This window comes from Streptomyces sp. RKAG337, from assembly GCF_023701715.1.
Classification (GTDB): Bacteria; Actinomycetota; Actinomycetes; order Streptomycetales; family Streptomycetaceae; genus Actinacidiphila.
The window spans coordinates 1874028-1900293 of the sequence record NZ_JAJOZA010000001.1; the positions used below are offsets into that span (position 1 = coordinate 1874028).

The window sequence follows — 26266 nt, forward strand, 5'->3', positions numbered from 1 at the left end:
TCGCTCTCCCGGCAGCCTCGCCGGTGACGTACGGTTTCCGCAGATACACCGCACCATCCCGCTCGTGGGTGACCACGGGCGACACCGCGCCGGCGACCCCCCATTGCCGGCACAGCAGTGCCCTCGCGCACGACAGCGCCGGAACCCAGCGTTTCGGCACTCTTCGCCGATCGATCGACCGCTCGTCCCAAACCCCCCGGGCCGAGCGGCACGGAGATCGCCCTGGCCGCCTCGGAACTCTCCCCCTGTTCCGGGGCGGCCGACTTTTGCCCTGAACCTGGTCCTGGCCGTCAGCCTGCTGCTCTTCGCGCTGATCACCTGGCAGGTCGTCGCCGGGGGCCCGTTGGTCGACGCCGACTGGTGGCTGCTCCGGCGCTTCCAGCACACCGCCGCGCGGCACCGGGGCCTGCACGGCGCCGGACAGTTCTTCTGCGACCTCGGCAACGCTCAGATCGCGGTGCCGCTCCTCGCGGCCGCCATCGGCGCGAGCGCGTGGCGGGGCCGCCGGGCCGGACTGTCGCGGTGGTGGGCGCGGCCGCTGGCCGCGGTGCTGGCCATGGCCGCCGTCCCGCTGATCGTCAGCGTCACCAAGACGCTCATCGCCCGCCCCTCCCCGGGCCACCACCGCCTCGGCCCCGGTTCCTACCCCGGCTTCTTCCCGTCGGGGCACACGGCGTCGGCGTCGGTCGCCCTCGGCGCCGCCGCTCTCCTCGTACTCCCGCTCGTCCGGAGCACCGCCCTGCGAAGGCTGCTCGCCGCCGCGGTCCTGCTGGTGGTGGCGGCCGTCGGGGTGTCCCTGGTGTGGTGCGGGTACCACTGGCCGCTGGACGTCCTGGGCAGCTGGTGCCTGTGCGCCGCGCTGCTCTCGGGGGTGGCCATGACCCCCGCCGGCTCCGCGGACGACAGCGCCGGCCAGGCCCGCGGTACGGACCTGCCCGGCGCCGCCGGTGAAGGCGAGGGAGAAGGGGTCAGCTGTTCGTCGGGAAGCCCAGGTTGATGCCGCCGTGGCTCGGGTCGAGCCACCGCTGCGTCACCGCCTTGCCGCGGGTGAAGAACTTGACGCCGTCCTCGCCGTAGGCGTGCGTGTCGCCGAAGAGCGAGCTCTTCCAGCCGCCGAACGAGTAGTAGGCGACCGGGACCGGGATCGGGACGTTGATGCCGACCATGCCGACCTCGACCTCGTACTGGAAGCGGCGGGCCGCGCCCCCGTCGTTGGTGAAGATCGCGGTGCCGTTGCCGTACGGGCTGCTGTTGATGAGCTCCAGGCCCTCGTCGTACGAGTCGACCCGCACCACGGACAGCACCGGGCCGAAGATCTCGTCGTCGTAGATCGACATGCCCGGCTTGACGTTGTCGAAGATCGTCGGGCCGAGCCAGAAGCCGTCGGCGGTGCCCTCGCCCGAGATCGGGTGCTTGCGGCCGTCGACGGTGAGCGTGGCGCCGTCGGCGAGGCCCGCGTCGAGGTAGGAGGTGACCTTGTCGCGGTGCACGCCGGTGACCAGCGGGCCCATCTCGGAGTCGCCGTTGCAGCCGGGGCCGACCTTCAGACCGGCGATGCGCTCCTTGATCTTCTCGACGAGCTCGTCACCGACCGGGTCGACGGCGACGAGGACGGAGATGGCCATGCAGCGCTCGCCGGCCGCGCCGAACCCGGCGTTGACGGCGGCGTCGGCCGCGAGGTCGAGGTCCGCGTCGGGCAGCACCAGCATGTGGTTCTTGGCGCCGCCGAGGGCCTGGACGCGCTTGCCGTAGCTGGTGCCGGTCTCGTACACGTAGCGGGCGATCGGCGTGGAGCCGACGAACGAGACGGCCTTGATGTCGGGGTGCTCCAGCAGGCGGTCGACGGAGACCTTGTCACCGTGCACGACGTTGAAGACGCCGTCCGGCAGACCGGCCTCCTTCCACAGCTCCGCGATGAAGTTGGCGGCCGAGGGGTCCTTCTCCGAGGGCTTGAGGACCACCGTGTTGCCCGCGGCGATGGCGATGGGGAAGAACCACATCGGCACCATGGCCGGGAAGTTGAACGGGGAGATGATCGCCACCGGGCCGAGCGGCTGGCGGATCGAGTACACGTCGACGCCCGTGGAGGCCTGCTCGGTGAAGCCGCCCTTCGACAGCTGCGGGATGCCGCACGCGTACTCGACGACCTCGATGCCGCGGGCGATCTCGCCCAGCGCGTCCGAGTGCACCTTGCCGTGCTCGGAGACGATGATCGAGGCCAGCTCGTCACGGCGGGAGTTGATCAGCTCGCGGAAGGCGAAGAGCACCTGGGTGCGCTTGGCGACCGACGCGCCGCGCCAGCCGGGGAACGCCTCGACGGCGGCGCTGACGGCCTGGTCGACCTCACGGATCGACGCGAAGTCCACCTGTCCGGTGACCGCCCCGGTGGCCGGGTCGTACACATCGCCGCGCCGCTCCGCGGTGCCGGTCCATGCCTGGCCGGCGATCCAGTGGGTGATGTTCTTGGTGGACACGGGGGGACCCTTCTCTCGTAAGCCTGCTGCCAGTCTTGCGAGGGCATGGCGAGGCGTACAAGCAGCAACGTGTCGGCGGCGCGTCGCGGGGCCTTACAGATCGTCGGACAGCCGGTGTCCGCGGAAGGATTCCGGGCCGGTTCCGGGGGGAACCCGAGCGGAGTCCAGGGGGGAGCCCAGGGGGGAATCCGGGGATCCCGGCGGGTCAGCAGTCACCCGCGAGCTGCGCGACGGCCTCGTGCATCGCCAGTTCCAGAATCACCGGATCGGTGAGGTGCCCGGTGCCGTCGGGCGGGATGAGCCAGCGGACGCCGCCGGTGGCCCGGCCGGGGTAGGGGACCACGATCCAGGTGCCGCGGCCCGCGCTGCGCACGCCGGTGGCGATCCAGCGGGCGGCCGTTCCGGGAGGTACGAAGAACCCCATGCGGGAGTCCCCGAAGTCGGACAGGACCGGCCCCGGCCGGTCGACGAGCCGGGTGAGCACGTCCAGGGTCGGATAGCCCAGCTCCCCGGTCAGGATCAGAACGTCCCAGAGCCTGCCGGCGGGCAGCAACGTCACCCCGAGGGGGTTGCGTTCCCAGTCCCACCGGCAGGCCTCCGGATCGGGTGCCGCGGATACCAGCCATTCGACCGCACTCTTCGCACCGGCGCTGCCCATGCCGGTTCCTCCGTTCCGTGAAGCTGATACTGCTGACACGGAAGAGAGGGCCGGAAGCGCGGATCATTACGCGGGTTCGGCTACTGATTGGTAGTGCGGCGGCTCACGGCCTCCGGACAGGGGTGCGCCTGGGGGGCGCGAGGCGCACAGGACGAGTACCCCCAGGCGCACTCCCCCAGGTCGTGTCGTCCTAGGGCCTGTCCGGCCGATCACGAACGGCCGGACAGGCCCTAGCTGTCGAAGCCCAGTCCCGCCTTGTCCATCGCCTTCAGCCACAGGTTGCGCCGGCCCTCGTTGCGGTCGGCGCGGTCCAGTGACCACTTCGTGAGGCCGATCCCGACCGAGGTGAACGGCTCGGGCGGGAACGGCATCGGCTTGCTGCGGACCATCTTCAGTTCGGTGCGTTCGGTGCGTTCGCCGGACAGCAGGTCGAGCATGACGTCCGCGCCGAACCGGGTGGCACCGACGCCCAGGCCGGTGTATCCCGCCGCATAAGACACCTTTCCGCCGTGGGCGGTTCCGAAGAACGCCGAAAAGCGGGAACAGGTGTCGATGGCGCCGCCCCAGGTGTGGGTGAAGCGCACGTCCTCCAGCTGCGGGAAGCAGCGGTAGAAGTGCTGGGCGAGTTTGAGGTTGGTCTCCGGGCGCTGGTCGCGCTCGGCGGAGAGCCGGCCGCCGTAGGGGTAGATGGCGTCGTAGCCGCCCCACAGGATCCGGTTGTCGGCCGAGAGCCGGAAGTAGTGGAACTGGTTGGCGCTGTCGCCCAGTCCCTGCCGGTTCTTCCAGCCGATGGAGGCGAGCTGCTCCTCGCTGAGCGGCTCGGTCATCAGCGCGTAGTCGTACACCGGGACGATGTACGGCCGTACCCGCTTGACCAGCGACGGGAACACGTTCGTGCCGAGCGCGACCTGCCGGGCGAAGACCCGGCCGTACGGGGTGCGGACGGCCATGCCGGCGCCGCTCGCGGTGAGCGCGGTGGCGCGGGTGTGCTCGTGGATGCGGACGCCCAGCCCGAGGCAGGCGCGCTTGAGGCCCCAGGCGAGCTTGGCCGGGTGCACCATGGCGACGCCGGTGCGGTCCCACAACCCGCCGAGGAACGTCGGTGAGTCGACCTCGGCGCGCAGCTGGTCCCGGTCGAGCAGTTCCAGCGCGATGCCGTGCTCCATCGCCTGCTCGGCGGCCTCGTGCAACTCCTCGAGCTGGTGCGGCTCGGTGGCCACGTCGATCTCACCGGTGCGCTCGAACTCGCAGTCCAGGGAGTAGCGGGCGACCGCCGCCTCGATCTCGTCGAGGTTGCGGTTGCCCAGCTCCTCCAGCCGGGCGAACTCGCCGGGCCAGCGGGTGAGTCCGTTGGACAGGCCGTGGGTGAGGCTGGCGGCGCAGAAGCCGCCGTTCCGCCCGGAGGCGGCCCAGCCGATCTCGTTGCCCTCGATCAGGACCACGTCGCGCGACGGGTCGCGCTCCTTGGCGAGCAGGGCGGTCCACAGCCCGGAGTAGCCGCCGCCGACGACCAGCAGGTCGCAGTGCTCGTCACCGGTGAGCGCGCCGAGCGGCTGCGGCTTGCCGGGATCCTCCAGCCAGAAGGGTGTCGGCCGCGCGTCTGCGAGCGAACGGGCTGGGTCCATCTGTTCTCACACCTTTTGGTGATCGGTTCGGTTCTGGTCGATCGGGTACGGACGTGCGGTGTTACGCGCGGGCCTTGCGCCGGCTGCCGAGCAGCTGCCCGGCGACGACGACGAGGACCGCGATCACGAACATCGCGGTGCCGATCACGTTGATCTGCACCGGGGTGCCGCGTTGCGCCGAGCCCCAGACGAACATCGGGAACGTCACCGTCGAGCCGGCGTTGAAGTTCGTGATGATGAAGTCGTCGAAGGACAGGGCGAAGGACAGCAGGGCGCCGGAGGCGATACCGGGTGCCACCAGCGGGAGGGTAACCCGCAGGAAGGTCTGGAGCGGGGAGGCGTACAGGTCCTGCGCGGCCTGCTCCAGGCGCGGGTCCATGCTCATCACGCGGGCCTTCACCGCGGTGACGACGAAGCTCAGGCAGAACATGATGTGCGCGATGAGGATGGTCCAGAAGCCGAACGGGACGCGCATGTTGAGGAAGAGCGTCCCCAGTGAGGCGGCCATCACGACCTCGGGCATCGCCATCGGCAGGAAGATCAGCATGTTGGTCGTGCCGCGCGCCTTGAAGCGGTAGCGGGCCAGCGCGAAGGCGATCATCGTGCCCAGCACCGTCGCGCCGATCGTGGCGTACAGCGCGATCTGCAGGCTGAGGCCGAGCGAGCCGCACATGTCGGCGACGTCGCAGGGGTGCTCCCAGGCGTCGGTGGAGAAGCGCGTCCACTCGTAGTTGAAGCGCCCGTTCGGCTTGTTGAACGAGAACACCATGACGACGAGGTTCGGCAGGATCAGGTACGCGAGGCAGAGCACACCCGCGAAGACCACCAGGTTCTTCCGTATCCAGCGCATCAGACCAGCTCCTCCGTTCCGGCCTTGCGGATGTAGAACATGACCATCGCGAGGATCACCGCCATCAGGATGAAGGACAGGGCGGCGGCCGTCGGGTAGTCGAGCACGCGCAGGAACTGGGACTGGATGACGTTGCCGATCATCTTCTGGTTGGTGGTGCCCAGCAGTTCGGCGTTGATGTAGTCGCCGGTCGCCGGGATGAAGGTGAGCAGGGTGCCCGCGACCACGCCCGGCATGGAGAGCGGGAAGGTCACCTTGCGGAAGACGGTGAAGGGCTTGGCGTACAGGTCGCCGGCCGCCTCGTGCAGCTTGCCGTCGATGCGCTCCAGCGAGGTGTAGAGCGGCAGGATCATGAAGGGCAGGAAGTTGTACGTCAGACCGCAGATCACCGCGAGCGGTGTGGCCAGTACGCGGTGGCCCTGCGTGATGCCGAGCGAGGACGTCAGATCCAGGATGTGCAGCTGGTTGAGGGTCTGCACCACGAATCCGCCGTCGGCCAGGATCGTCTCCCAGGCGAGGGTGCGGATCAGGAAGCTGGTGAAGAACGGCGCGATGACCAGGATGAGGATGACGTTGCGCCAGCGGCCGGCCCGGAACGCGATGGTGTAGGCGAGCGGGTAGCCGATCGCCAGGCACAGCACGGTCGCGATGGCGGAGTACTCGAACGAGCGCAGGAACTGCGGGTAGTACTCGGTCAGCGCGTCCCAGTAGGTCGCGAAGTGCCAGGTGACCTTGAAGCCCGCTTCCAGCGAGCCGGTCTGCACGGACGTGGACGCCTGGTAGATCATCGGCGCCACGAAGAACACCAGCAGCCAGGCGATGCCCGGCAGCAGCAGCCAGTACGGCACCCGGCGCTTGCGGCCGGCGGCCCGGCGCATCGCGGCCGGGACCGGCGCCGGGGTCTCCGGCGCGGCGGGCGGCCGGTCGGTGACGGTGCTCATGCGGCTTCCACCTCCTGCACACCGGCGTCGATGTCCTGGGCCGCGTCGAGGCCGAAGGTGTGCGCGGGGTTCCAGTGCAGGACGACGGGGGCGCCGGGCACCAGCCGCGAGTCACGGTCGACGTTCTGCACGAAGACCTCCAGCTCCGGGCAGACCGGGCTGTCGATCACGAACTGGGTGGAGACGCCGATGAAGCTGGAGTCGACGATGCGGCCGGGTATCCGGTTGCGGCCGTCGGCGATCGAGTCCTCGTCGTCGCGGTGCGCGACGGATATCTTCTCGGGGCGCACGCCGGCCAGCACCCGGCCGCCCACGGCCGTCTTCGCCGAACATCGCGCGGTGGGCAGCGCGAGCTTCTGGCCGCCCGCGACGAGCAGCAGGTCGCCACCCGAGGTGCCGGTGACCTCGGCCTCGATGAGGTTGGAGGTGCCGAGGAAGTTCGCGACGAACGTCGATCCCGGGTTCTCGTACAGGTCGGCGGGGGCGCCGAGCTGCTCCACGCGTCCGCCGTTCATCACCGCGACGGTGTCGGCCATGGTCATGGCCTCCTCCTGGTCGTGGGTGACGTGGACGAAGGTGATGCCGACCTCGGTCTGGATGCGCTTGAGCTCCAGCTGCATCTGGCGGCGCAGCTTGAGGTCCAGGGCGCCGAGCGGCTCGTCGAGCAGCAGCACCTTGGGGTGGTTGATGAGCGCACGGGCGACCGCGACGCGCTGCTGCTGGCCGCCGGAGAGCTGGTTCGGCTTGCGGCGGGCCATCGAGCCCAGCTCGACGAGCTCCAGCATGTCCTCGACCTGCTTCTTCACCGACTTGATGCCGCGCCGGCGGAGGCCGAAGGCGACGTTCTCGTAGATGTCCAGGTGCGGGAAGAGCGCGTAGTTCTGGAAGACGGTGTTGACCGGGCGCTTGTACGGCGGGAGGGCCGTGACGTCCTCGCCGGCCAGGGACACGGTGCCGGAGGAGGGGTCCTCCAGGCCCGCGATCATGCGCAGGGTGGTGGTCTTGCCGCAGCCGGAGGCACCGAGCAGGGCGAAGAAGGAGCCCTGCGGGATGGTGAGGTCGAGCGGGTGGACGGCGGTGAAGGCGCCGTACCGCTTGCTGATCCCGGAGAGGATGACCTCGCCGCCGGAGGAGTCGTGTGTCATGGGGTCGCTTCCCGTAAGTCGTCAGTCGTCAGGTGCGGTCAGGCGCCGATGAGTTTGGAGAACTTCTGCTCGTACGCGGTCTCCTCGGCGGAGGACAGCAGGCGGAAGGAGTGCGTCTTGGCGGTCATCGCGGTGTCCGGGAGGATCAGCGTGTTCGCGGCCAGCGCCGGGTCGATCTTCGCGAGTTCGTCGCGTACCCCCGCCACCGGGCAGACGTAGTTGATGTAGGCCGCGAGCTGGGCGGCGACCGGCGGCTCGTAGTAGTAGTCGATGAGCCGCTCGGCGTTCTTCTTGTGCCGCGCCTTGTTGGGGATCACGAGGTTGTCGGTCGACGAGAGGTAGCCCGCGTCGGGGAAGACGTACTCGATGTCCGGGTTGTCGATCTTCAGCTGGACGAGGTCGCCGGCCCACGCGAGACACGCGGCCATGTCGCCCTTGGAGAGGTCCGCGGTGTAGTCGTTGCCGGTGAAGCGGCGGATCTGCTTGGAGTCGACGCCCTTCTGCACCCGGGCTATCGCCGCGTCGAAGTCGTCGTCGGTGAAGGAGGCGGGGTTCTTGCCCATGTCCATCAGCGTCATGCCGACGGTGTCCCGCATCTCGGTGAGCATCCCGACCCGGCCCTTGAGCGCGGGGTCGTCCAGCAGCTGCGAGACCGAGGTGACCTTGCGGCCGTTGGTCGCCTTCTTGTTGTAGGCGATGACGGTCGCGATACCGGTCCACGGGTACGAATAGGCGCGGCCCGGGTCCCAGTCGGGGCTGCGGAACCGCTGCTCCAGATTGGCGTACGCGTGCGGCAGGTTGGACGCGTCGAGCTTCTGCACCCAGCCGAGGCGGATCATGCGGCCGGCCAGCCAGTCGGTGAGCACCATCAGGTCGCGGCCGGTGTCCTGGCCGGCGGCGAGCTGCGGCTTGACCTTGCCGAAGAACTCGACGTTGTCGTTGATGTCCTCGGTGTACTTGACGTTGATGCCGGTGCGCTTGCCGAAGGCGTCGAGCGTCGGACGGTGCTTGCCGTCGTCGGTGACGTCGATGTACTCCGTCCAGTTGGAGAAGTTGACGGTCTTCTCCGACCCGGAGTGGTCCTCCGTCGTGGCGGCGGCGTCCTTCTGGCCGCCCGCTGCCGGTATGCCGCAGCCGGTGAGGCCGGTCAGCCCGGCCGTCGCCACGGCGCCGAGTCCGGCGGCGCGCAGCAGCGACCGGCGGGCGAGGGCACCACGCCCGTTGGTCATGGTGCGCCGTATCGCCGCGAGCTGGGGCGGCGAGAGTGTCTCGTACTGCTCCATGCGCTGTGCCCTTTCACGGGTGGCCGGCCGGGGACCGTCTGGGGTCCGGCCGGAGTCCGGGGTCCGACCGGGTTATCGGTCTCCGAAGATCGTGCGGTGCCAGTCCTTGCGGACGATCGCGGTGTTGTCGTACATCACGTGCTTGACCTGCGTGTACTCCTCGAAGGAGTACACGGACATGTCCTTGCCGAAGCCGGACGCCTTGTAGCCGCCGTGCGGCATCTCGCTGAGGATCGGGATGTGGTCGTTGATCCAGACACAGCCCGCCTTCATCTCACGGGTGGCGCGGCTGGCGCGGAAGACGTCGCGGGTCCAGGCGGACGCGGCCAGGCCGTACGGGGTGTCGTTGGCGAGCGCCAGGCCCTCGTCATCGCTGTCGAAGGGCAGCACGACGAGTACCGGGCCGAAGATCTCGGACTGGACGATCTCGCTGTCCTGCGCGGCGCCCGTGATGAGGGTGGGGCGGTAGTACGCGCCCGCCGCCAGCTTGTCGCCGGGGGCCTCGCCGCCGGTCACGACGGTGGCGTACGCGCGGGAGCGGTCGACGATCGCCGCGACGCGGTCCCGCTGGAGGTGCGAGATCAGCGGGCCCAGGTCGGTCGACGGGTCGAACGGGTCGCCGAGCCTGATGCCCGCGAAGAGGTCGGCGACGCCGGCGACGAACGCGTCGTACAGCGGCCGCTGGACGTAGGCGCGGGTCGCGGCGGTGCAGTCCTGGCCGGTGTTGATCAGGGAGCCGGCGACCGCGCCGTGCACGGCCGCTTCCAGGTCCGCGTCGTCGAAGACCACGAAGGGCGCCTTGCCGCCGAGTTCCAGGTGCAGCCGCTTGACGGTGCGGATGGCGATCTCGGCGACGCGCTTGCCGACGCCGGTCGAGCCGGTGAAGGAGGTCATGGCGACGTCGGGGTGGCCGACGAGGTGCTCGCCGGCTTCCTTGCCGGCGCCGCTGACGATGTTGACCACACCGTCCGGGATGCCGGCCTCGGTGGCCGCGCGGGCGAACATCAGCGAGGTCAGCGGGGTCAGCTCGGCGGGCTTGAGCACGATGGTGTTGCCCGCGGCGATGGCCGGCAGGACCTTCCAGGCCGCCATCTGCAGCGGGTAGTTCCAGGGCGCGATCGAGCCGACGACGCCGACCGGCTCACGGCGTACGTAGGAGGTGTGGTCGGCCGAGTACTCCCCGGCGGCCTTGCCCTCCAGATGACGGGCGGCCCCCGCGAAGAACGCGGTGTTGTCGACGGTGCCCGGTACGTCGAAGCCGGCGCTCAGCCGCAGCGGCTTGCCGCACTGCAGCGACTCCGCGAAGGCCAGGTCGTCGGCCTGCTCGGCCAGCACCTCGGAGAAGCGGTGCATCGCGGTGGAACGCTCACCGGGGGTGGCACCGGACCAGCCGGGGAGGGCGGCCTTCGCGGCGGCGACGGCGGCGTCCACGTCCGCGGCCCCGGCGAGCTCGTAGGTGTACACCGCGTCACCGGTGGCCGGGTCGACCACGGAGTGCTGCTGGCCGGAGGTACCCGGCCGCGAGGCTCCGGCGATGTACTGGGCCCCGTCCGCGAACCGGTTCTTCACGTCGAAACGGTGGTCCATGGTGTCTCCTCGCATCCGCTTGGCGCCGTGGCCGAAGACTGGATTGGTGGCTGATCCTGGCAGAGTAGCCTTGGGCCAACAAGGGATTCCGTTGTTGCCTTTTGGTTACGCGACGAAATCTGTCTTCCGTGATCTGCCACACAGTGGCTTTCCCAGGCGTCCCGAGGCACGATGCCGGAGCGCTGCGCGCGGCGTAACCGTCACACCGCAACCGGTGGCGCGGAGAGCTTTACACTCTGCCCCCGGCAGTGGCGTCAGGCCACGCCGGACGCCGTCCCGACCGGAGGTCACACCGTGTTTCCCACCGTCGCCCAGGTCCTGGAACTCGACGCGCTGCGCCGCGGCGCGCCGCGGGTCGTCGCGGGCGCCGCCGGGCTGCACCGGCCGGTGCGCTGGGTGCACATCAGCGAGCTGGCCGACATCGCGGGGATGCTGCAGGGCGGCGAGCTGGTGCTGACGACCGGCGTCATGCTCCCCGAGGACAAGGAGTCACTGGCCCAGTACATCGACGCCCTCGCGGACGTCGGCGCGGCCGGGCTGGTGGTGGAACTGGGCCGGCGGTACGCCGACGTGCTGCCGCGGCCCCTGGTCAGGGCCGCCGAGCGGCGCGGACTCCCCCTGGTGGCGCTGCGCACCGAGGTGCGGTTCGTGAGCGTCACCCAGGCGGTGCACGCCCATGTGGTGGACGCGCAGCTGACCGAGCTGCGCGCCTCGGAGGCCGTGCACCAGACCTTCAACGAACTGTCCGTCGAGGGCGCGGAGGCCGACGAGGTCGTCCGGGAGGTGGCCCGGATGGCGGGCGCGCCGGTCGTGCTGGAGAACCTCTCGCACCAGGTGCTGGCCTTCGACCCGGCCGGCCACGACCCGGAGGCGCTGCTGGACGGCTGGGAACGGCGCTCGCGCGGCGTGGCCCCGGCCGGCAGGACCGGGTACGACCGGCGGGCCGGCTGGCTCGTCACCTCGGTCGGCGCGCGCGGCCGCGACTGGGGCCGGCTCGTCCTGGTGGGCGAGCCCGGTCCGCCGCCGCGCACCTCGGGCGAGGGCCGCCCGGTCACCACGACCGGCCCGCACCGGCACGCGGTCCTCCTCGAACGCGGCGCCGCCACCCTGGCCCTCAACCGGCTGCTGGAGCGCGACCGCGAATCGCTGGAACGCCAGACCCACCGCACCCTGCTCTCCGGGATCCTCACCCACGCGCTGACCGTCTCCGACGTCGCGCTGCGCGCGCGGGCGCTGGGCGTGCCGCTCGAAGGACGCCGGCTGGTCGGAGTCATGCTGCGGCTGCGCGGCGGGCCCGCGTCGGCGGCGCTGGAGGCGCAGTCCCGGCTGCGGGACTTCACCGAGAACGTGGCGCTCGCGGTGCGCGAGCGCGGGCTGACCGCGCTGACCGGGGCGCTCGACGACGGCGCGGTCGGCGTCCTGGTGTCACTGGGCCCGCACGACGAGGAGCACCGGTCGCTGGAGGGCTTCGCCGCCGCGCTCGACCGGATCGTCGACCCGGCGTCCGAGGCGCCCGCGTTCGTGATGGCGGCCGGCTCCTCGGTCGGCTCGCTGCGCGACGCGCGGCGCACCCTGCTGGAGGCGGCGCAGGTCGCCGACGCGGCGCTGCACGGTTCACCGGGCGGTGCGGAGCGGCGCCGGGCCGGCACGTACTACCGGCTGCCCGACGTGCGGCTGCGCGGACTGCTGCACCTGCTGCGCGACGACGCCCGGCTGCAGACCTACGTCGAGCGCGAGCTGGGCCCGCTGCTCGCCCATGACGCGGAACACGGCTCCGACCTGGTCCGCATCCTCACCGTCTATCTGGACAACGGCCGCAACAAGTCCGCGGCGGCCGACGCCGCGCACCTGTCCCGCCCCTCGTTCTACGACCGGCTGCACCGGGTGGAACGGATCCTGGGCGTCGACCTCGACCAGGTGGAGTCGTGTCTGTCGCTGCACGTCGCGCTGCTGGCCCTGGAGGCCGTACGCCGCTAGCAGCGGGCCACAGGGCCTACGAGGCGGGAACGGGAACGGGCACGTCCCAGTACGCGTAGTCGTAGGAGTCGCCCGGGGACACGTCGACCTCGACGGAATCGGTGGACGGGTCGGGGACGACGACGATGAAGTCCAGCGACCGCTCGGCGCCGGGGGCGAGCTGGCCGCTGAAGCCGTCCTGGCCCGAGATGTCCTTGAGCGGGTTGTCCCCCGCCTGGTCCGCGTACGCGGAGACGTCCGCGTAGTCCAGGTTCTGTGTGTCGCCGCCGGTGTTCTTCAGCGTGACGGTGAACTTCAGCGCGCTGTCACCGCCCTCGGCACCCTCCGCACCCTGGGCGCCTTCGGCGCTCCCGGCGGTCTGCGTCGGGCCGGGGTCCTGCACATCGGCGACGGTGACCTGCAGCCCGCCGTCGTACTCGGCGGTCTCGCCGACGGACAGCGGTGATCCGTAGCTGCCCTGGTCGGGCTGGCGCATCCCGTCGCCCTCGTCCAGCCAGCCGTTCCCTATCGACACGCCTATGGTGATCAGCATTCCGGCGGACAGCACGGTCGCGACGATGCCGAGGATCAGCCCGGCCAGCGCCTGCCCGGGGTTGGTCGACTCACCGCGCTTGGCGATCCGCCGTCCGACGATCCCGAAGATGATCGCGGCGATGCCCAGCGGGGCGCCGAGGACCGCGAAGAAGCACATCACCGACAGCACCGCGCCGACGATGCCCAGCACGAGTGCGGTGAGGCCGTAGCCGTTGCGCGGCGAGGGGGTCCAGCCGCCGTACGGGCCCATCGGGTATCCGGGGTAGCCCGGGTAGCCGCCGCCCGCGCCCGGGTACTGCTCGTACGGCGGGTACTGACCCGGGTGGGGACCCTGTTGGTCGTACGGCGGACCAGCGGCGTAATGGTCCGTTCCCGGTGCCAGCGGCGGCAGCGGCGGGCCGGTGTCCGCCGGGCTCGGCCCCGGTCCGGCCTGCGGCGGGACGTCCGCGGGCGGCGCCCAGGGGTTGCGGGGCGCGGGGCTGTCGGGCTGGTCGGACATTGCTGCCTTCCTCTGACTACGTCCGGCAATGCTATGGCCTGCGTACGGCGGGGGAAGGCCCTCGTGCGACCCGGGGCGCCGTCTACGATGGCTCCACCGCTGACTTGCCTGGAGGATCCGCATGACCGACACCGCACCCGGACGCGTACCCGGCCTCGACACCTTCATCGCCGGGCTGCCCAAGGCCGAGCTGCACGTCCACCATGTCGGATCCGCTTCGCCGAGGATCGTCGCAGAACTGGCGGCCCGGCACCGGGACTCCCGGGTTCCCAGCGATCCCGCCGAGCTGGCCGAGTACTTCACCTTCCGTGACTTCGCGCACTTCATCGACGTGTACCTGTCCGTCGTCGACCTGATCCGCGACGCCGAGGACGTGCGGCTGCTGACCTTCGAGGTCGCCCGCGACATGGCCCGGCAGAACATCCGCTACGCCGAGCTGACCGTCACCCCGTACTCCTCGACCAACCGCGGCATCCCGGACCGCGCCTTCGTCGAGGCGATCGAGGACGCCCGCAAGGCCGCCGAGTCCGAGCTCGGGGTCGTGCTGCGCTGGTGCTTCGACATTCCCGGCGAGGCGGGTCTGGCCTCCGCCGAGGAGACCGCCCGGATCGCGACCGAGCTGCGGCCGGAGGGGCTGGTCAGCTTCGGGCTGGGCGGCCCCGAGATCGGTGTGCCGCGCCCGCAGTTCAAGCCGTACTTCGACCGGGCCCGCGCGATCGGCCTGCACAGCGTGCCGCACGCCGGCGAGACCACCGGCCCGGAGACCGTCTGGGACGCGATCAACCTGCTCGGCGCCGAGCGGATCGGGCACGGCACCAGCTCGGTCCAGGACCCGCGGCTGCTGGAGCACCTGGCCGAGCACCGCATCGCGCTGGAGGTCTGCCCGACCTCCAACATCGCCACCCGCGCGGTCCGCACCCTCGACGAGCACCCACTGCGGCAGATGGTCGAGGCCGGGGTGCTCGTCACCATCAACAGCGACGACCCGCCCATGTTCAGCACCGACCTGAACAACGAGTACGCCATCGCCGCCCGCCTGCTGGACCTGGACGCGGCCGGCGTCGCCGGGCTGGCGAAGAACGCCGTCGAGGCGTCGTTCCTCGACACCCCGGGCAAGGCGCGGCTCACCGCCGAGATCGACGCCTACACGGCGGCGTGGCGCTAGCCGTCGCCCATCGCGGCGACCCGTTCCAGCACCGCGAGAACACGCTGCCGTCGCTGCGCTCCGCCCTGCGGGCGGGCGCCGACGCGGTGGAGATCGACGTCCGCCTCACCCGCGACGGCGTCCCGGTGCTCCTGCACGACCCGACGCTGAAGCGGCTGTGGGGGCACCGGGACGCCGTCGCGGATCTCACCGCCGAGCAGGTCCGGCGGCGCACCGCCGGCGGTGTACCGGCGCTGCACGACGCGCTGACCGCCGTCACCGGGCACGGGACCGGCCGGGCGCTGCTCGACCTGACCGCCGTGGACCAGGCCGGGCCCTCGGTGGCCGCCGTGCGGAACGCGGGGGCGGAGTCCCGGGCGTACTACTGCGGCGAGGCCGCCGCCATGCTCGCCGTGCGGCGGCACGACCCGGCCGCCGAGATCGCCCTGACCTGGAAGACCTCGGCGCTGCCGCCGCGGGCGCTGCTCGACGCCGTCCGGCCGCGCTGGATCAATCTGCGGTTCGGCCTGATCGATCCCCCGCTGGTCCGCTGGGCGCACCAGCGGGAGCTGCTCGTGGCGGCCTGGACCGCCGACCTGCGCCGCACCATGACGCGGCTGCTCGGCCTCGGCGTCGACTCGGTCACCACCAACCGCCTCGACGTCCTGCGCGGACTCCTCGACGGCCCGCCAGGGTCACCGGAGGTCGGGATCACAGGCCGACGATCAGATTCCACCGGTTCTCGAACTCCGGGCGCTCCTCAGGCGTGATGTCGCGGGCCACCACGAGCCGCTTGCGCATCTCGTCGTCCGGGAAGATCAGCGGGTCCTCGGCCAGGGCGGCGGTGTCCTCGTCCTTGGAGGAGGCGAGCACCTCGCGGGCGGCCGGCACCGGGCAGACGTAGTTGACGTAGGCGGCGAGTTCGGCAGCGACCTCGGGGTCGTAGTAGTAGTCGACGAGCGCCTCGGCGTTGCTCTTGTGCTCGGCCAGGTTCGGGATCATCAGGCTCTCGGCCCACAGTTCCGCGCCCTCCTGGGGCACCACGAACTCGATGTCCGGGTTGTCGGACTGCAGCTGGACGACATCGCCCGAGTACGCCTGGCAGGCCAGCACATCGCCGGACGACAGGTCCTTGGTGTAGTCGTTGCCGGTGAAGCGCCGGATCTGCTTGCTGCGCACCAGGGAGGCCACCTGGTCCGTCATCCGGTGGAAGTCGTCCGCCGTCCACTTGGCGACGTCGACGCCCTGTCCCTGCATGAGCAGCGCGAACGCCTCGTCCATCCCGGACAGCAGGGTCACCTTCCCCTTGAGGTCCGGGGCCCACAGGTCCGACACGTGCTTGATCTCGCGGCCCAGCGCCTTCTTGTTGTAGGCGATGCCGGTGATCCCGGACTGCCACGGCACGGCGGACCTGCGGCCCCGGTCGAAGGCGGGGTTCCGCAGCAGCGGGTCGAGGTACTTGGTGACATTGGGCTGCCGGGAGCGGTCCATCTCCTGCACCCAGCCCAGCCGTACGTACCGCGCGGCCATCCAGTCGCTGACGACGATCAGGTCGCGGCCGATGTCCTGGTGGTTCATCAGGGCGGGGCTGATCTTCCCGAAGAACTCGTCGTTGTCGTTGATCTCCTCGGTGTACTGGACCTTGATCCCGCTGTGCGCGGTGAACGCGTCGAGGGTCGGACGCTTCTGCGCGTTCTTCTCGTCGACGTCGATGTAGAGCGGCCAGTTCGCGAAGTTCAGCTTCTTGTCCTGCGCCGAGCGGTCGCGGGCCGCCCGGTCCGCCGCGTCTATGTGTGCCGGCGGTACACCGCATGCCGAGGCGGCTGCCAGCAGCCCTGCCAGCCCGAATCCACGCAGCACCGAACGACGGGAGAGATCACTCATGCGGCACACCCTCCCTTCCACCGGATGCCCGGGGCAACGAGCGATCCGTCAGCCGTACCCCCCAACTGCCTGACACTGTGTCTCGCGGCCGGGACGTGCGACGGCCCCGGACGCGGCGTGCGCGTCCGGGGCCGGGGGCCGCTGGGGCCGGGGGCGGGTCAGCCGTCCAGGGACGTCATGACGTGCTTGATGCGGGTGTAGTCCTCGAAGCCGTAGGCGGAGAGGTCCTTGCCGTAGCCGGACTTCTTGAAGCCGCCGTGCGGCATCTCGGCGACCAGCGGGATGTGGGTGTTGATCCACACGCAGCCGAAGTCGAGACGCTTGGACATCCGCATCGCGCGGCCGTGGTCCTTGGTCCACACCGAGGACGCGAGGGCGAAGTCGACGCCGTTGGCGTACTCGACGGCCTGCTCCTCGTCGGTGAAGGGCTGGATGGTGATGACCGGTCCGAAGACCTCGTTCTGGATGATCTCGTCGTCCTGCTTGAGGCCGGAGACGACGGTCGGGGCGTAGAAGTAGCCCTTGTCGCCGACGCGGTGGCCGCCCGCCTCGACCTTGGCGTGCGCCGGCAGCCGCTCGATGAAGCCGCTGACCTGGGCGAGCTGGTTGGCGTTGTTCAGCGGGCCGTAGAGCACGTCCTCGTCGTCCGCGGCGCCGGTCTTGGTGTCGGCGGCGGCCTTGGCGAGCGCGGTGGTGAACTCGTCGTGGATCGACTCGTGGACGAGCACGCGGGTGGCGGCCGTACAGTCCTGGCCGGCGTTGAAGAAGCCCGCGACCGAGATGTCCTCGACGGCCTTGGCGATGTCGGCGTCGCCGAAGACCACGACGGGCGCCTTGCCGCCGAGCTCCAGGTGGACGCGCTTGACGTCCTTGGCGGCGCTCTCGGCGACCTGCATGCCGGCCCGGACGGAACCGGTGATGGAGGCCATCGCCGGGACCTTGTGCTCGACCATGGCGCGGCCGGTCTCGCGGTCGCCGCAGACGACGTTGAAGACGCCCTTGGGCAGCACCTCGCCGAGGATCTCGGCGAGCAGCACCGTCGAGGCGGGGGTGGTGTCCGACGGCTTGAGGACGACGGTGTTGCCCGCGGCGATCGCCGGGGCGAACTTCCAGACGGCCATCATCATCGGGTAGTTCCACGGCGCGACCTGCGCGCAGACGCCGACCGGCTCGCGGCGGACGATGGAGGTCATGCCCTCCATGTACTCGCCGGCGGAGCGGCCTTCGAGCAGCCGGGCCGCACCCGCGAAGAAGCGGATCTGGTCGACCATCGGCGGCAGTTCCTCGCTGGCGGTGAGGCCGAGCGGCTTGCCGGTGTTCTCGCTCTCCACGGCGACCAGTTCGTCCGCCCGTGCCTCGATCGCGTCGGCGACCTTCAGCAGGGCCCGCTGGCGTACCGAGGGAGTGGCGTCGCGCCAGGCCGGGAACGCCGCCTCGGCGGCGGCCATCGCGGCGTCGACGTCGGCGGCGGCGGACAGCGGCGCGGTGGCGTAGACCTCACCGGTGGCCGGATTGACCACGTCCGTGGTCCGCCCGTCGGCGGCGTCGCGGAACTCTCCATTGATGTAGTTGCGCAGACGCTTGAGCTCGCTCACTGCACCTCTCCTGTCCTGTGTCCGATGGGTGAGACGCTTCCAGAGTAATCGAGCCTAGTCGTATCACTGCCGTGTTCGACATACCCAGATCCCCAGAACGATGGAATCAGTGAGATTCGAGCACCAGAACTACGAATTTCATCGTTCAGGGGTTGCGGGACCGTCGACCTCTCCTGCACAGTGGTGCCCGTGGCCACTCGTAGTACGGATCCGAAGAGCACCAACGGCTCCGGAGTGCTCGACTCCGTCTCCAAGGCGATCATCGAGCAGCTCCAGGAGGACGGGCGCAGGCCCTACGCCGCGATCGGCAAGGCCGTAGGCCTCTCCGAGGCGGCCGTGCGGCAGCGCGTCCAGAAACTGCAGGACCAGGGCGTCATGCAGATCGTCGCCGTGACCGACCCGCTCACCGTCGGATTCCGTCGGCAGGCGATGGTCGGCATCAACGTCGAGGGCGACATAGAGCCGGTCGCCGACGCCCTCGCGGAGATGGGCGAGGTCGAGTACGTCGTCATCACGGCGGGTTCCTTCGATCTGCTGATCGAGATCGTCTGCGAGGACGACGACCACCTGCTGGAAATGATCAACAAGCGGATCCGCGCGCTGCCCGGCGTGCGGACCACCGAGAGTTTCGTTTACCTGAAGCTCCGGAAGCAGACCTACACCTGGGGAACCAGATAGCCATGAACGCGGACCTCTCGAAGACCGCGTACGACCACCTGTGGATGCACTTCACCCGCATGTCGTCGTACGAGAACGCCCCTGTGCCGACCATCGTGCGCGGCGAGGGCACGTACATCTACGACGACAAGGGCAAGAAGTACCTCGACGGCCTCTCCGGGCTGTTCGTGGTCAACGCCGGTCACGGCCGCCACGAGCTCGCCGAGACCGCGTACAAGCAGGCGCAGGAACTGGCCTTCTTCCCCATCTGGTCGTACGCCCACCCCAAGGCCGTGGAACTGGCCGAGCGGCTGGCGAACTACGCCCCCGGCGACCTGAACAAGGTCTTCTTCACCACGGGTGGCGGTGAGGCGGTCGAGACCGCCTGGAAGCTCGCCAAGCAGTACTTCAAGCTCACGGGTGAGCCGACCAAGTACAAGGTCATCTCCCGCGCGGTCGCCTACCACGGCACCCCGCAGGGCGCCCTGTCGATCACCGGCCTGCCGGCCCTCAAGGCTCCCTTCGAGCCGCTGGTCCCCGGTGCGCACAAGGTGGTCAACACCAACATCTACCGCTCCCCGATCTTCGGCGACGACCCGGAGGCCTACGGCCGGTACTGCGCCGACCAGATCGAGCAGGAGATCCTGTTCGAGGGCCCGGAGACCGTCGCCTGTGTCTTCCTGGAGCCGGTACAGAACGCCGGCGGCTGTTTCCCGCCGCCGCCCGGGTACTTCCAGCGGGTCCGCGAGATCTGCGACAAGTACAACGTGCTGCTCGTCTCCGACGAGGTCATCTGCGCCTTCGGCCGCCTCGGCACCATGTTCGCGTGCGACAAGTTCGACTACATCCCGGACATGATCACCTGCGCCAAGGGCATGACCTCGGGTTACTCCCCGATCGGCGCCTGCATCATCTCCGACAAGCTGGCGGAGCCGTTCTACAAGGGTGACAACACCTTCCTGCACGGCTACACGTTCGGCGGCCACCCGGTCTCCGCGGCGGTCGGCATCGCGAACCTCGACATCTTCGAGCGCGAGGGCCTCAACCAGCACGTGCTCGACAACGAGGACGCGTTCTTCAACACGCTGAAGAAGCTGCACGACCTGCCGATCGTCGGTGACGTCCGCGGCAACGGCTTCTTCTACGGCATCGAGCTCGTCAAGGACAAGGTCACCAAGGAGTCCTTCACGGACGAGGAGACCGAGCGCGTCCTGTACGGCTTCCTGTCGAAGGCGCTCTTCGAGAACGGTCTGTACTGCCGGGCCGACGACCGGGGCGACCCGGTCGTGCAGCTCGCTCCGCCGCTGATCTCCACCCAGGAGACCTTCGACGAGATCGAGGGCATCCTCCGCGCCGTCCTCACCGAGGCGTGGACCAAGCTCTGACCGCTTCGCGGTGATCCACCCCCGGCGCGCCGGGCGGCCCTTGCGGGGGTCCGCCCGGCGCGCCGCGGCGTTTCCGGGGCCGGGCTCCTGGGATGAGACGTCATATGCGGCCGTTCGGGCGACCCGGGCGCCGTGGCTCACCCGATCGGGTCCGGGAAATCCTTAGCCTGCCAACGCAGTGACCGGTCTCCCCCGCATTCGTTGACCGAGCCAGGGGGAACGACTCGCGGAGGTAATCGGCAATGGTGGCCCCGCCCGACAACGATGTGCTCTGGGCCCGCGCCCTGCGCCACTCCTTCCAGGGCTCTCCCGCGCTGCTCGGCGTCTCGCTGGGTGTGCGCGAGGGCGAGATCCTCGGTCTGCTGGGGCCGCGCGGCTCCGGCAAGACCACCCTGCTGCGCTGCCTGGCCGGGCAGTTGCTGCCCGACCAGGGCGAGGTGTGGTTCAACAGCGCACCGGTGCACACCCTCCCGCTGGCCGCGCGCGAGCGGCTGCGCCGCGAACGCTTCGGCTGGATCGGCGGCACCCCGCAGCTGCTGCCGGAACTCACCGCCCGGGAGAACGCCGCCCTGCCGCTGCTGCTCTGCGGCGCTCCGCACCGCACGGCCAAGACCACCGCGCAGGAGTGGCTGGACCGGCTCGACGTCGGCTCGGTGGCCCGCAAACGGCCCGCCGAGCTGCTCCAGGCGCAGCGCCAGCGGGTGGCCATCGCCCGCGCCCTGGTCACCCTCCCCGAGGTGGTCTTCGCCGACGAGCCCACCGCGCCGCTGCACCGCGCGGACCGCGCCCAGGTCCTGCGGATGCTGACCAGCGCCGCGCGTTCGCACGGCATCACCGTGGTGCTCGCCACCATCGATCCCGAGGTAGCGGCCGCGGCCGACCGGGTCATCACCCTGGTCGACGGGCGGCCGGCGGCCGCCATGCCCGCCCAGGACCGGGAGGGTGCCGCGTCGTGCTCAGCCTCCGTGTAGCCCGCGGATCCGCCCCCACGGTCCTGCTCCGCCGGCTCCTGGTCGCCGCCGCGTCCGCGGGCACCGGCTTTCTGCTGCTGGCCGCGCTCGGCTACGCCATGGGGCACCCCGGGAACCCGCCGGCGGCCGGCGCCCGGCTCGCCTGGTGCGTGGTCCCGTTCGCCGCCGCCCTGCAGCTCTCGGTGGCCGTCAGCCGGTCCGAGCCCAGCGGGCGGCTGCACTCGGGGCTCGCCGCGGCCGGGCTCGGCCGTGGCGGGGTGCCGCTGCTGGCCGCCGCGACCACCGCGCTGACGTGCGCGCTGGGCAGCGTCGTCGCCCTGCTGGTCTTCCTTCAGGTGCGCGGCGGAACCGCGCTCGGCTCGGACCGCCCGCTGCCCGTCGCGGGCGCGCTGACGCTGCTCGCAGCCGTACCGCTGCTCGCCGCGGCGGCCAGCGCCGCCAGTCTGTGGCCGCGCCGGGCCGCCCCCGCGGCTCCGGCGTCGGCCGACGCGGACGACCCGGGCGCGCTCTCCGCGGTGACCGCCCCCGCCGGCCTGCCGTGGGGCGCCGCGCTCACCGCCATCGGCCTTGCCATCGAGGTGACCGCCGACAACCTGAGCCGCTCGACCGCGACGGACCTGCTGCCGCTGCCCGGCGGCCTCGGCAGCGCCGCCCCGACCGTGCTGGCCGGCTGGGCGCTGACCGCGGCCGGCATGGTCCTGGCCGGTCCCGGCCTGGTCCACGCCTGCGGCCGCCTGCTGAGCCTCCACCGCCCCGGCGCCCTGCGGCTGCTCGCGGGCCGCACCCTCCAGGAGGAGTCGCGCCGGATCGGCCGCCCGATCGGCGTGCTGTGCGCCGTCACGGCCGGAGCGCTGGCCGCGCTGGAGCTCTACGGCACCGGCGACCGTGAACTCGGCCCGCTCACCGGCTTCGCCGCCGCCCTGATCACGGTCTGCGCGCTCGGGACCGTGCTCACCGCCGCGCTCGAAGCCCGCCGCACCCGCGAGCACTCCACCACCGCCCTCGTCCAGCTCGGCGTCCCCGCGAGCCTGCTGCGCGCCGCCGCCGGACTGCGCTGTGCGGTGGTGCTGGTGGTCGTCATCCCGCTGACCGTCCTCATCGCGCAGCTCGCGTCGTCCCCACTGGCGGCCTAGGTCGGGTCGTCGAACTCCCGTCCGCCCTTCCAGCACCCGTCGCACGTGCGGTCCCTGCCGCTAGGGTGCAGCGGTGCTGACCGACTCCACGCCGCACAGCGGCGCCCCTGACCACGAGATCGAATCGCCCGCGGAGTTCGACCGGGTGGCCGCCACCGGTTCGCTCGCCGGATACCGCCTGCAGGCCGTCGATCTGACGGACCGTACGGCCACGCTGTTGGAACTGGACGCGGCGGGGGCGGTGTTCCTGGGCTGCCCCATGGAGCCCGCCGCGCTCGCGCACGTCCGGGCGCACGGGGCGATGGTGTTCCCGCCGGTCCCGTACCTTCCCTTCGATCCGTACCGGGGCACCCTGTACACACCCGAGGCGCTCTACGAAGGGCTGCCCGCGGGGTATGAGACGACTCCGGACGCCCGCGCCTACGAGTGGTTCCAGCGGACCCGGGCCGACGGCGACATACTCGCGTCGATGCTGCGCAGCATCCACGACGACGCCGTCTCGGACGCGCTCGACGAACTGCTCGCCGGCGAGCGGGTGGTCGGCGTCATGGGCGGCCACGCGATGGAGCGCGGCAAGGACGCGTACGCGGGCGCCGCACTCCTCGGCCGGACGCTGGCCCGCTCGGGGCTGACCGTCGCCACCGGGGGCGGCCCGGGCGCCATGGAGGCGGCGAACCTGGGCGCCTACACGGCCCCGTTCGGGGACGAGGTGCTCGGCGAGGCGCTGCGGACGGTGGCGAGGGCGCCGTTGTTCACCCCGTCGATCGGCGACTGGGCGTCGGCCGCGTTCGCCGTCCGGGAGCGCTGGCCGGACGGCGGCCCGTCCGTCGGCATCCCGACCTGGTTCTACGGCCATGAGCCGCCGAACGCCTTCGCCTCGCACATCGCCAAGTACTTCGCCAACGCGGTGCGCGAGGACGGACTGCTGGCCCGCTGCACCGCCGGCGTGATCTTCCTTCCGGGCGCGGCCGGCACCGTCCAGGAGATCTTCGACAACGCGACGCCGAACTACTACGGGTCCCGGGGCGTCCCTACCCCGATGGTGCTGGTGAACCGCGAGCACTGGACTCGCGACCTGCCCACCTGGCCGCTGCTCGAAGCACTGGCGAAGGACCGCCCCATGGCGGCCCGTATCGCCCTGGTCGACTCCGTCGACGAGGCGCCGGAGGCGCTGGCCCGGCTCACCGCCTCCGCCACCGGTCGGTGAACTCGACTAGACGCTGAGGACCACGACGTCCTGGGCGGTGAAGGCGACGCCCACCTCGGTGCCGGCCTCCGGCGCGTCCCGCAGCGAGCAGGCCGCCTCCAGCGGCGGCCCGTCCGCCGGGCGCAGCAGCAGGGTGACCAGGTCGCCGCGGAACGTCCTGGCCGTCACCGTGCAGGGCAGCCCGTCGCGGACGCCGGTCAGCCGCACCCCGGCGGGGCGGACCAGCAGCCGGCACGGCCCCTGGGGCGTGCCGGGCTGCACCGGCACCTTGCCCCACGGGGTGTCGGCCGCCTCGCCGTGCACGGTCGCCTCGACGACGTTGTCGAAGCCGAGGAAGCGGGCCACGAACTCGGAGGCGGGCCGCTGCCACACCTCGAGGGGGGTGCCGGTCTGCGCGATCAGACCGTCGCGCATGACCACGACCCGGTCGGCGAGCGCGAACGCCTCGCCCTGGTCGTGGGTGACGGCCAGCACCGTCGTGCCGAGCCGGCCGAACAGCTGGCGCAGTTCGACGACGAGCCGCTCCCGCAGACCGCGGTCGAGCTGACCGAGCGGCTCGTCCAGCATCAGCAGCTTCGGCTCGGGGGCCAGCGCGCGGGCCAGCGCGACGCGCTGCTGCTCACCGCCGGACAGCGCGGCGATGGCCCGCCGCTGCGCGCCGGGCAGGCCCACCATGTCGAGCAGTCCGGCGACCGTGCGGTCCGCCTCGTCGCGGCGGGTCCCGCGCATCCGCAGTCCGAAGGCGACGTTGCCGCCGACGTCCCGCTGCGGGAAGAGCTGGTGGTCCTGGAACATCAGGCCGAGACCGCGCCGGTGGGTGGGAACGCCCGCCTGGTCGCGGCCGTCCAGCAGCACCCGCCCGGCGTCCACCGCCTGCAGCCCGGCCACCGCGCGCAGCAGGGTGGACTTGCCGCTGCCGCTGGGGCCCAGGACGCACACCGTTTCGTGCGCGGCGACCTCCAGGTCCACGGCGTCGAGCGCCGCGCGCTCCCCGAAGCGGACCGTCACACCGTCGAGCCGCAGCAGCGGGGTGGAGGACTGCGTCATCTAGAACTCTCCTGAACGGTCGGTGCGCAGCCGCTCCAGTGCCAGCAGCGCGCCCGCGCACACCAGCATCAGAACGGTGCTCAGGGCCATCGCCTGCCCGTAGTTGAGCTCCCCGGCGCGCCCGAGGAGCCGGGCCACCGCCACCGGCAGGGTCGGGTTGTCGGGCCGCGCGATGAAGACGGTCGCGCCGAACTCGCCGAGCGAGACGGCGAACGCGAAGCCCGCCGCGATCAGCAGCGCGCGCCGCACCAGCGGCAGGTCCACCTCGCGCCAGGCCCGCCACGGCGAGGCGCCGAGCACCGCCGCCGCCTCCCGCAGCCGTTCGTCGACGGCGCGCAGCACGGGCAGCATCGTGCGGACCACGAACGGCACACCGACCAGCGCCTGCGCCAGCGGCACCAGCAGCCACGTCGACCGCAGATCCAGCGGGGGCTCGTCGAGGGTGATGAGGAAGCCGAAGCCGACGGTCACCGCCGAGGTGCCCAGCGGCAGCATCAGCAGCGCGTCGAAGCCCCGCACCAGCCTGCCGGCGCGCCGGGTCAGCGCGGCGGCGGCGAGGCCGCCCACCAGCAGCGCGATGAGCGTGGCCACCGCCGCGTACTGCAGGGAGTTCCAGACCGCCTCGATGGGCGCGACGACGAAGGTGCCGCCGGTCTCCGGGACCGAGAGCAGCGCCCGGTAGAAGGTGAGCCCGTAGCCGTCGGGCCCGTCCAGCGAACGCGCCACCAGGACGCCGAGCGGCACCAGGATCAGCAGGACGATCACGGCCAGCACCGCCCACAGCAGCGCCCACTGGGCCGCGCCCCGCGGCCGCCGCGAGGTGTGCGCGGCATCGACGAGCTTCAGGGTGCTCTCCCGGCGGCGCACCGTCCACGCGTGCAGCGCGAGGATCGAGGCGACCGCCGCGAACTGCACGAGGGTGAGCACGGCGGCCGTCGGCAGGTCGAGGAACTGCGCGGTCTGCTGGTAGATCTCCACTTCCAGCGTGGAGTACTTCGGCCCGCCGAGGATCTGGATCACGCCGAAGGACGTGAAGGTGAAGAGGAAGACCATCAGCGCGGCGGCGGCCACGGCCGGCCCCAGCGCCGGCAGCGTCACCCGGCGCCACGCCTCGAAGCGGCCGGCGCCCAGCACCCGGGCGGCCTCCTCCTGGCGCGGGTCGAGCTGCGACCAGAGCCCGCCGACGGACCGGACGACGACACCGAAGTTGAAGAAGACGTGCGCGAGCAGGATCGCCCACACGGTGGTGTCCAGCCGGACGCCCCACAGGTCGTCGAGCATGCCGCCGCGGCCCAGCAGCGCCAGGAACGCCGAGCCGACCACCACCGTGGGCAGCACGAACGGCACCGCCACCACCGCCCGCAGCAGCCGCTTGCCGGGGAACTCGAAGCGGGCGAAGACATACGCCGCCGGGAGGGCGATCAGCAGCGTCAGCCCGGTCGAGACGACCGCCTGCCACGCGGTGAACCACAGCACCCGCAGGATCTCCGGGTCGGTCAGCACCTCGCCGATCCGGCCGAACCGCCACCGGCCGCCCTCGCGCAGCCCCCGGGTGACGATGGCGGCCACCGGATAGGCGAAGAAGACCGCGAAGAACGCGGTGGGCACGGCCATCAGACCGAGCCGCACCGCGGCGGCCCGCGGGGCGCGCCGCCGGCCCCTCACCGGGG

The 26266-nt window shown here is 71.3% G+C and carries 22 protein-coding genes; 9 read left to right on the forward strand and 13 right to left on the reverse strand.

Features of this window, described 5'->3' with window-relative positions; translation table 11 throughout:
• Nucleotides 1-343: 343 nt before the first annotated feature.
• Complete coding sequence (locus LNW73_RS08185) at nt 344-997, forward strand: phosphatase PAP2 family protein (protein ID WP_250989491.1); 654 nt, start codon at nt 344-346, stop codon at nt 995-997.
• On the opposite strand, the gene LNW73_RS08190 is transcribed toward LNW73_RS08185, so the two are convergent.
• The 8 genes from LNW73_RS08190 to LNW73_RS08225 form a co-directional block, all read right to left on the reverse strand.
• On the reverse strand, nt 969-2474 hold the full coding sequence (locus tag LNW73_RS08190) for a CoA-acylating methylmalonate-semialdehyde dehydrogenase (RefSeq protein ID WP_250989492.1): 1506 nt from the start codon (nt 2472-2474) through the stop codon (nt 969-971). The genes LNW73_RS08185 and LNW73_RS08190 overlap by 29 nt on opposite strands.
• 205 nt (nt 2475-2679) lie before the next feature.
• Nucleotides 2680-3132 carry a hypothetical protein gene (locus LNW73_RS08195; protein ID WP_250989493.1) on the reverse strand — a complete coding sequence of 151 codons (453 nt, stop codon included), beginning with the start codon at nt 3130-3132 and terminating at the stop codon, nt 2680-2682.
• 230 nt (nt 3133-3362) lie between these two features.
• Nucleotides 3363-4757 carry an NAD(P)/FAD-dependent oxidoreductase gene (locus LNW73_RS08200; RefSeq protein WP_250977990.1) on the reverse strand — a complete coding sequence of 465 codons (1395 nt, stop codon included), beginning with the start codon at nt 4755-4757 and terminating at the stop codon, nt 3363-3365.
• 61 nt (nt 4758-4818) lie between these two features.
• Entirely contained in the window at nt 4819-5607 is a 789-nt protein-coding gene (locus LNW73_RS08205; protein WP_138356715.1) for an ABC transporter permease, read from the reverse strand.
• Complete coding sequence (locus LNW73_RS08210; RefSeq protein ID WP_374117427.1) at nt 5607-6485, reverse strand: ABC transporter permease; 879 nt, start codon at nt 6483-6485, stop codon at nt 5607-5609. Before LNW73_RS08210 ends, LNW73_RS08205 begins: the two co-directional genes overlap by 1 nt.
• Before the next feature lie 59 nt (nt 6486-6544).
• Nucleotides 6545-7693 (reverse strand): ABC transporter ATP-binding protein, encoded by a 1149-nt coding sequence (locus LNW73_RS08215; protein WP_250977988.1) that lies wholly within the window; start codon nt 7691-7693, stop codon nt 6545-6547.
• Nucleotides 7694-7731: 38 nt separating this feature from the next.
• Nucleotides 7732-8976, reverse strand: a complete 1245-nt coding sequence (locus LNW73_RS08220) for a polyamine ABC transporter substrate-binding protein (protein ID WP_250989494.1) — start codon at nt 8974-8976, stop codon at nt 7732-7734.
• Nucleotides 8977-9048: 72 nt separating this feature from the next.
• The gene (locus tag LNW73_RS08225; RefSeq protein ID WP_250989495.1) at nt 9049-10563 is read right to left on the reverse strand and encodes a gamma-aminobutyraldehyde dehydrogenase; all 1515 of its coding nucleotides are present in this window, start codon (nt 10561-10563) and stop codon (nt 9049-9051) included.
• Nucleotides 10564-10857: 294 nt separating this feature from the next.
• Here LNW73_RS08225 and LNW73_RS08230 point away from each other — a divergent pair, with 294 nt between their 5' ends.
• Entirely contained in the window at nt 10858-12540 is a 1683-nt protein-coding gene (locus tag LNW73_RS08230) for a PucR family transcriptional regulator (RefSeq protein WP_250977985.1), read from the forward strand.
• 16 nt (nt 12541-12556) lie between these two features.
• Here LNW73_RS08230 and LNW73_RS08235 read toward each other — a convergent pair whose 3' ends face one another.
• On the reverse strand, nt 12557-13573 hold the full coding sequence (locus LNW73_RS08235; protein WP_250989496.1) for a DUF4190 domain-containing protein: 1017 nt from the start codon (nt 13571-13573) through the stop codon (nt 12557-12559).
• 121 nt (nt 13574-13694) lie between these two features.
• Here LNW73_RS08235 and LNW73_RS08240 point away from each other — a divergent pair, with 121 nt between their 5' ends.
• Both LNW73_RS08240 and LNW73_RS08245 read left to right on the forward strand, forming a co-directional pair.
• A complete protein-coding gene (locus tag LNW73_RS08240; RefSeq protein WP_250977983.1) occupies nt 13695-14738 on the forward strand; it encodes an adenosine deaminase in 1044 nt (347 codons plus the stop codon).
• A complete protein-coding gene (locus LNW73_RS08245) occupies nt 14729-15487 on the forward strand; it encodes a glycerophosphodiester phosphodiesterase (protein WP_250989497.1) in 759 nt (252 codons plus the stop codon). Before LNW73_RS08240 ends, LNW73_RS08245 begins: the two co-directional genes overlap by 10 nt.
• Here LNW73_RS08245 and LNW73_RS08250 read toward each other — a convergent pair.
• Nucleotides 15429-16601: a polyamine ABC transporter substrate-binding protein gene (locus LNW73_RS08250; RefSeq protein ID WP_250989498.1), complete on the reverse strand. Its 1173-nt coding sequence runs from the start codon at nt 16599-16601 to the stop codon at nt 15429-15431. The genes LNW73_RS08245 and LNW73_RS08250 overlap by 59 nt on opposite strands.
• 158 nt (nt 16602-16759) lie before the next feature.
• A complete protein-coding gene (locus LNW73_RS08255; protein ID WP_250977980.1) occupies nt 16760-18196 on the reverse strand; it encodes a gamma-aminobutyraldehyde dehydrogenase in 1437 nt (478 codons plus the stop codon).
• Nucleotides 18197-18385: 189 nt separating this feature from the next.
• Between LNW73_RS08255 and LNW73_RS08260 the strand changes: the two genes are divergently transcribed.
• The 5 genes from LNW73_RS08260 to LNW73_RS08280 all read left to right on the forward strand — a co-directional run bounded on the left by LNW73_RS08260 (nt 18386) and on the right by LNW73_RS08280 (nt 23549).
• Complete coding sequence (locus tag LNW73_RS08260) at nt 18386-18874, forward strand: Lrp/AsnC family transcriptional regulator (RefSeq protein WP_250977979.1); 489 nt, start codon at nt 18386-18388, stop codon at nt 18872-18874.
• Nucleotides 18875-18876: 2 nt separating this feature from the next.
• Nucleotides 18877-20238 carry an aspartate aminotransferase family protein gene (locus LNW73_RS08265; protein WP_138356727.1) on the forward strand — a complete coding sequence of 454 codons (1362 nt, stop codon included), beginning with the start codon at nt 18877-18879 and terminating at the stop codon, nt 20236-20238.
• A 242-nt stretch (nt 20239-20480) separates the two neighbouring features.
• A complete protein-coding gene (locus tag LNW73_RS08270; RefSeq protein ID WP_250977978.1) occupies nt 20481-21209 on the forward strand; it encodes an ABC transporter ATP-binding protein in 729 nt (242 codons plus the stop codon).
• Complete coding sequence (locus LNW73_RS08275) at nt 21191-22342, forward strand: hypothetical protein (protein ID WP_250989499.1); 1152 nt, start codon at nt 21191-21193, stop codon at nt 22340-22342. Before LNW73_RS08270 ends, LNW73_RS08275 begins: the two co-directional genes overlap by 19 nt.
• 73 nt (nt 22343-22415) lie before the next feature.
• Entirely contained in the window at nt 22416-23549 is a 1134-nt protein-coding gene (locus LNW73_RS08280; protein WP_250989500.1) for an LOG family protein, read from the forward strand.
• A gap of 6 nt (nt 23550-23555) precedes the next feature.
• Here LNW73_RS08280 and LNW73_RS08285 read toward each other — a convergent pair whose 3' ends face one another.
• Both LNW73_RS08285 and LNW73_RS08290 read right to left on the reverse strand, forming a co-directional pair.
• Nucleotides 23556-24596, reverse strand: a complete 1041-nt coding sequence (locus LNW73_RS08285; protein WP_250989501.1) for an ABC transporter ATP-binding protein — start codon at nt 24594-24596, stop codon at nt 23556-23558.
• Nucleotides 24597-26210: an ABC transporter permease gene (locus LNW73_RS08290; RefSeq protein WP_250989502.1), complete on the reverse strand. Its 1614-nt coding sequence runs from the start codon at nt 26208-26210 to the stop codon at nt 24597-24599. It lies immediately after the preceding gene.
• Nucleotides 26211-26266 lie beyond the last annotated feature (56 nt).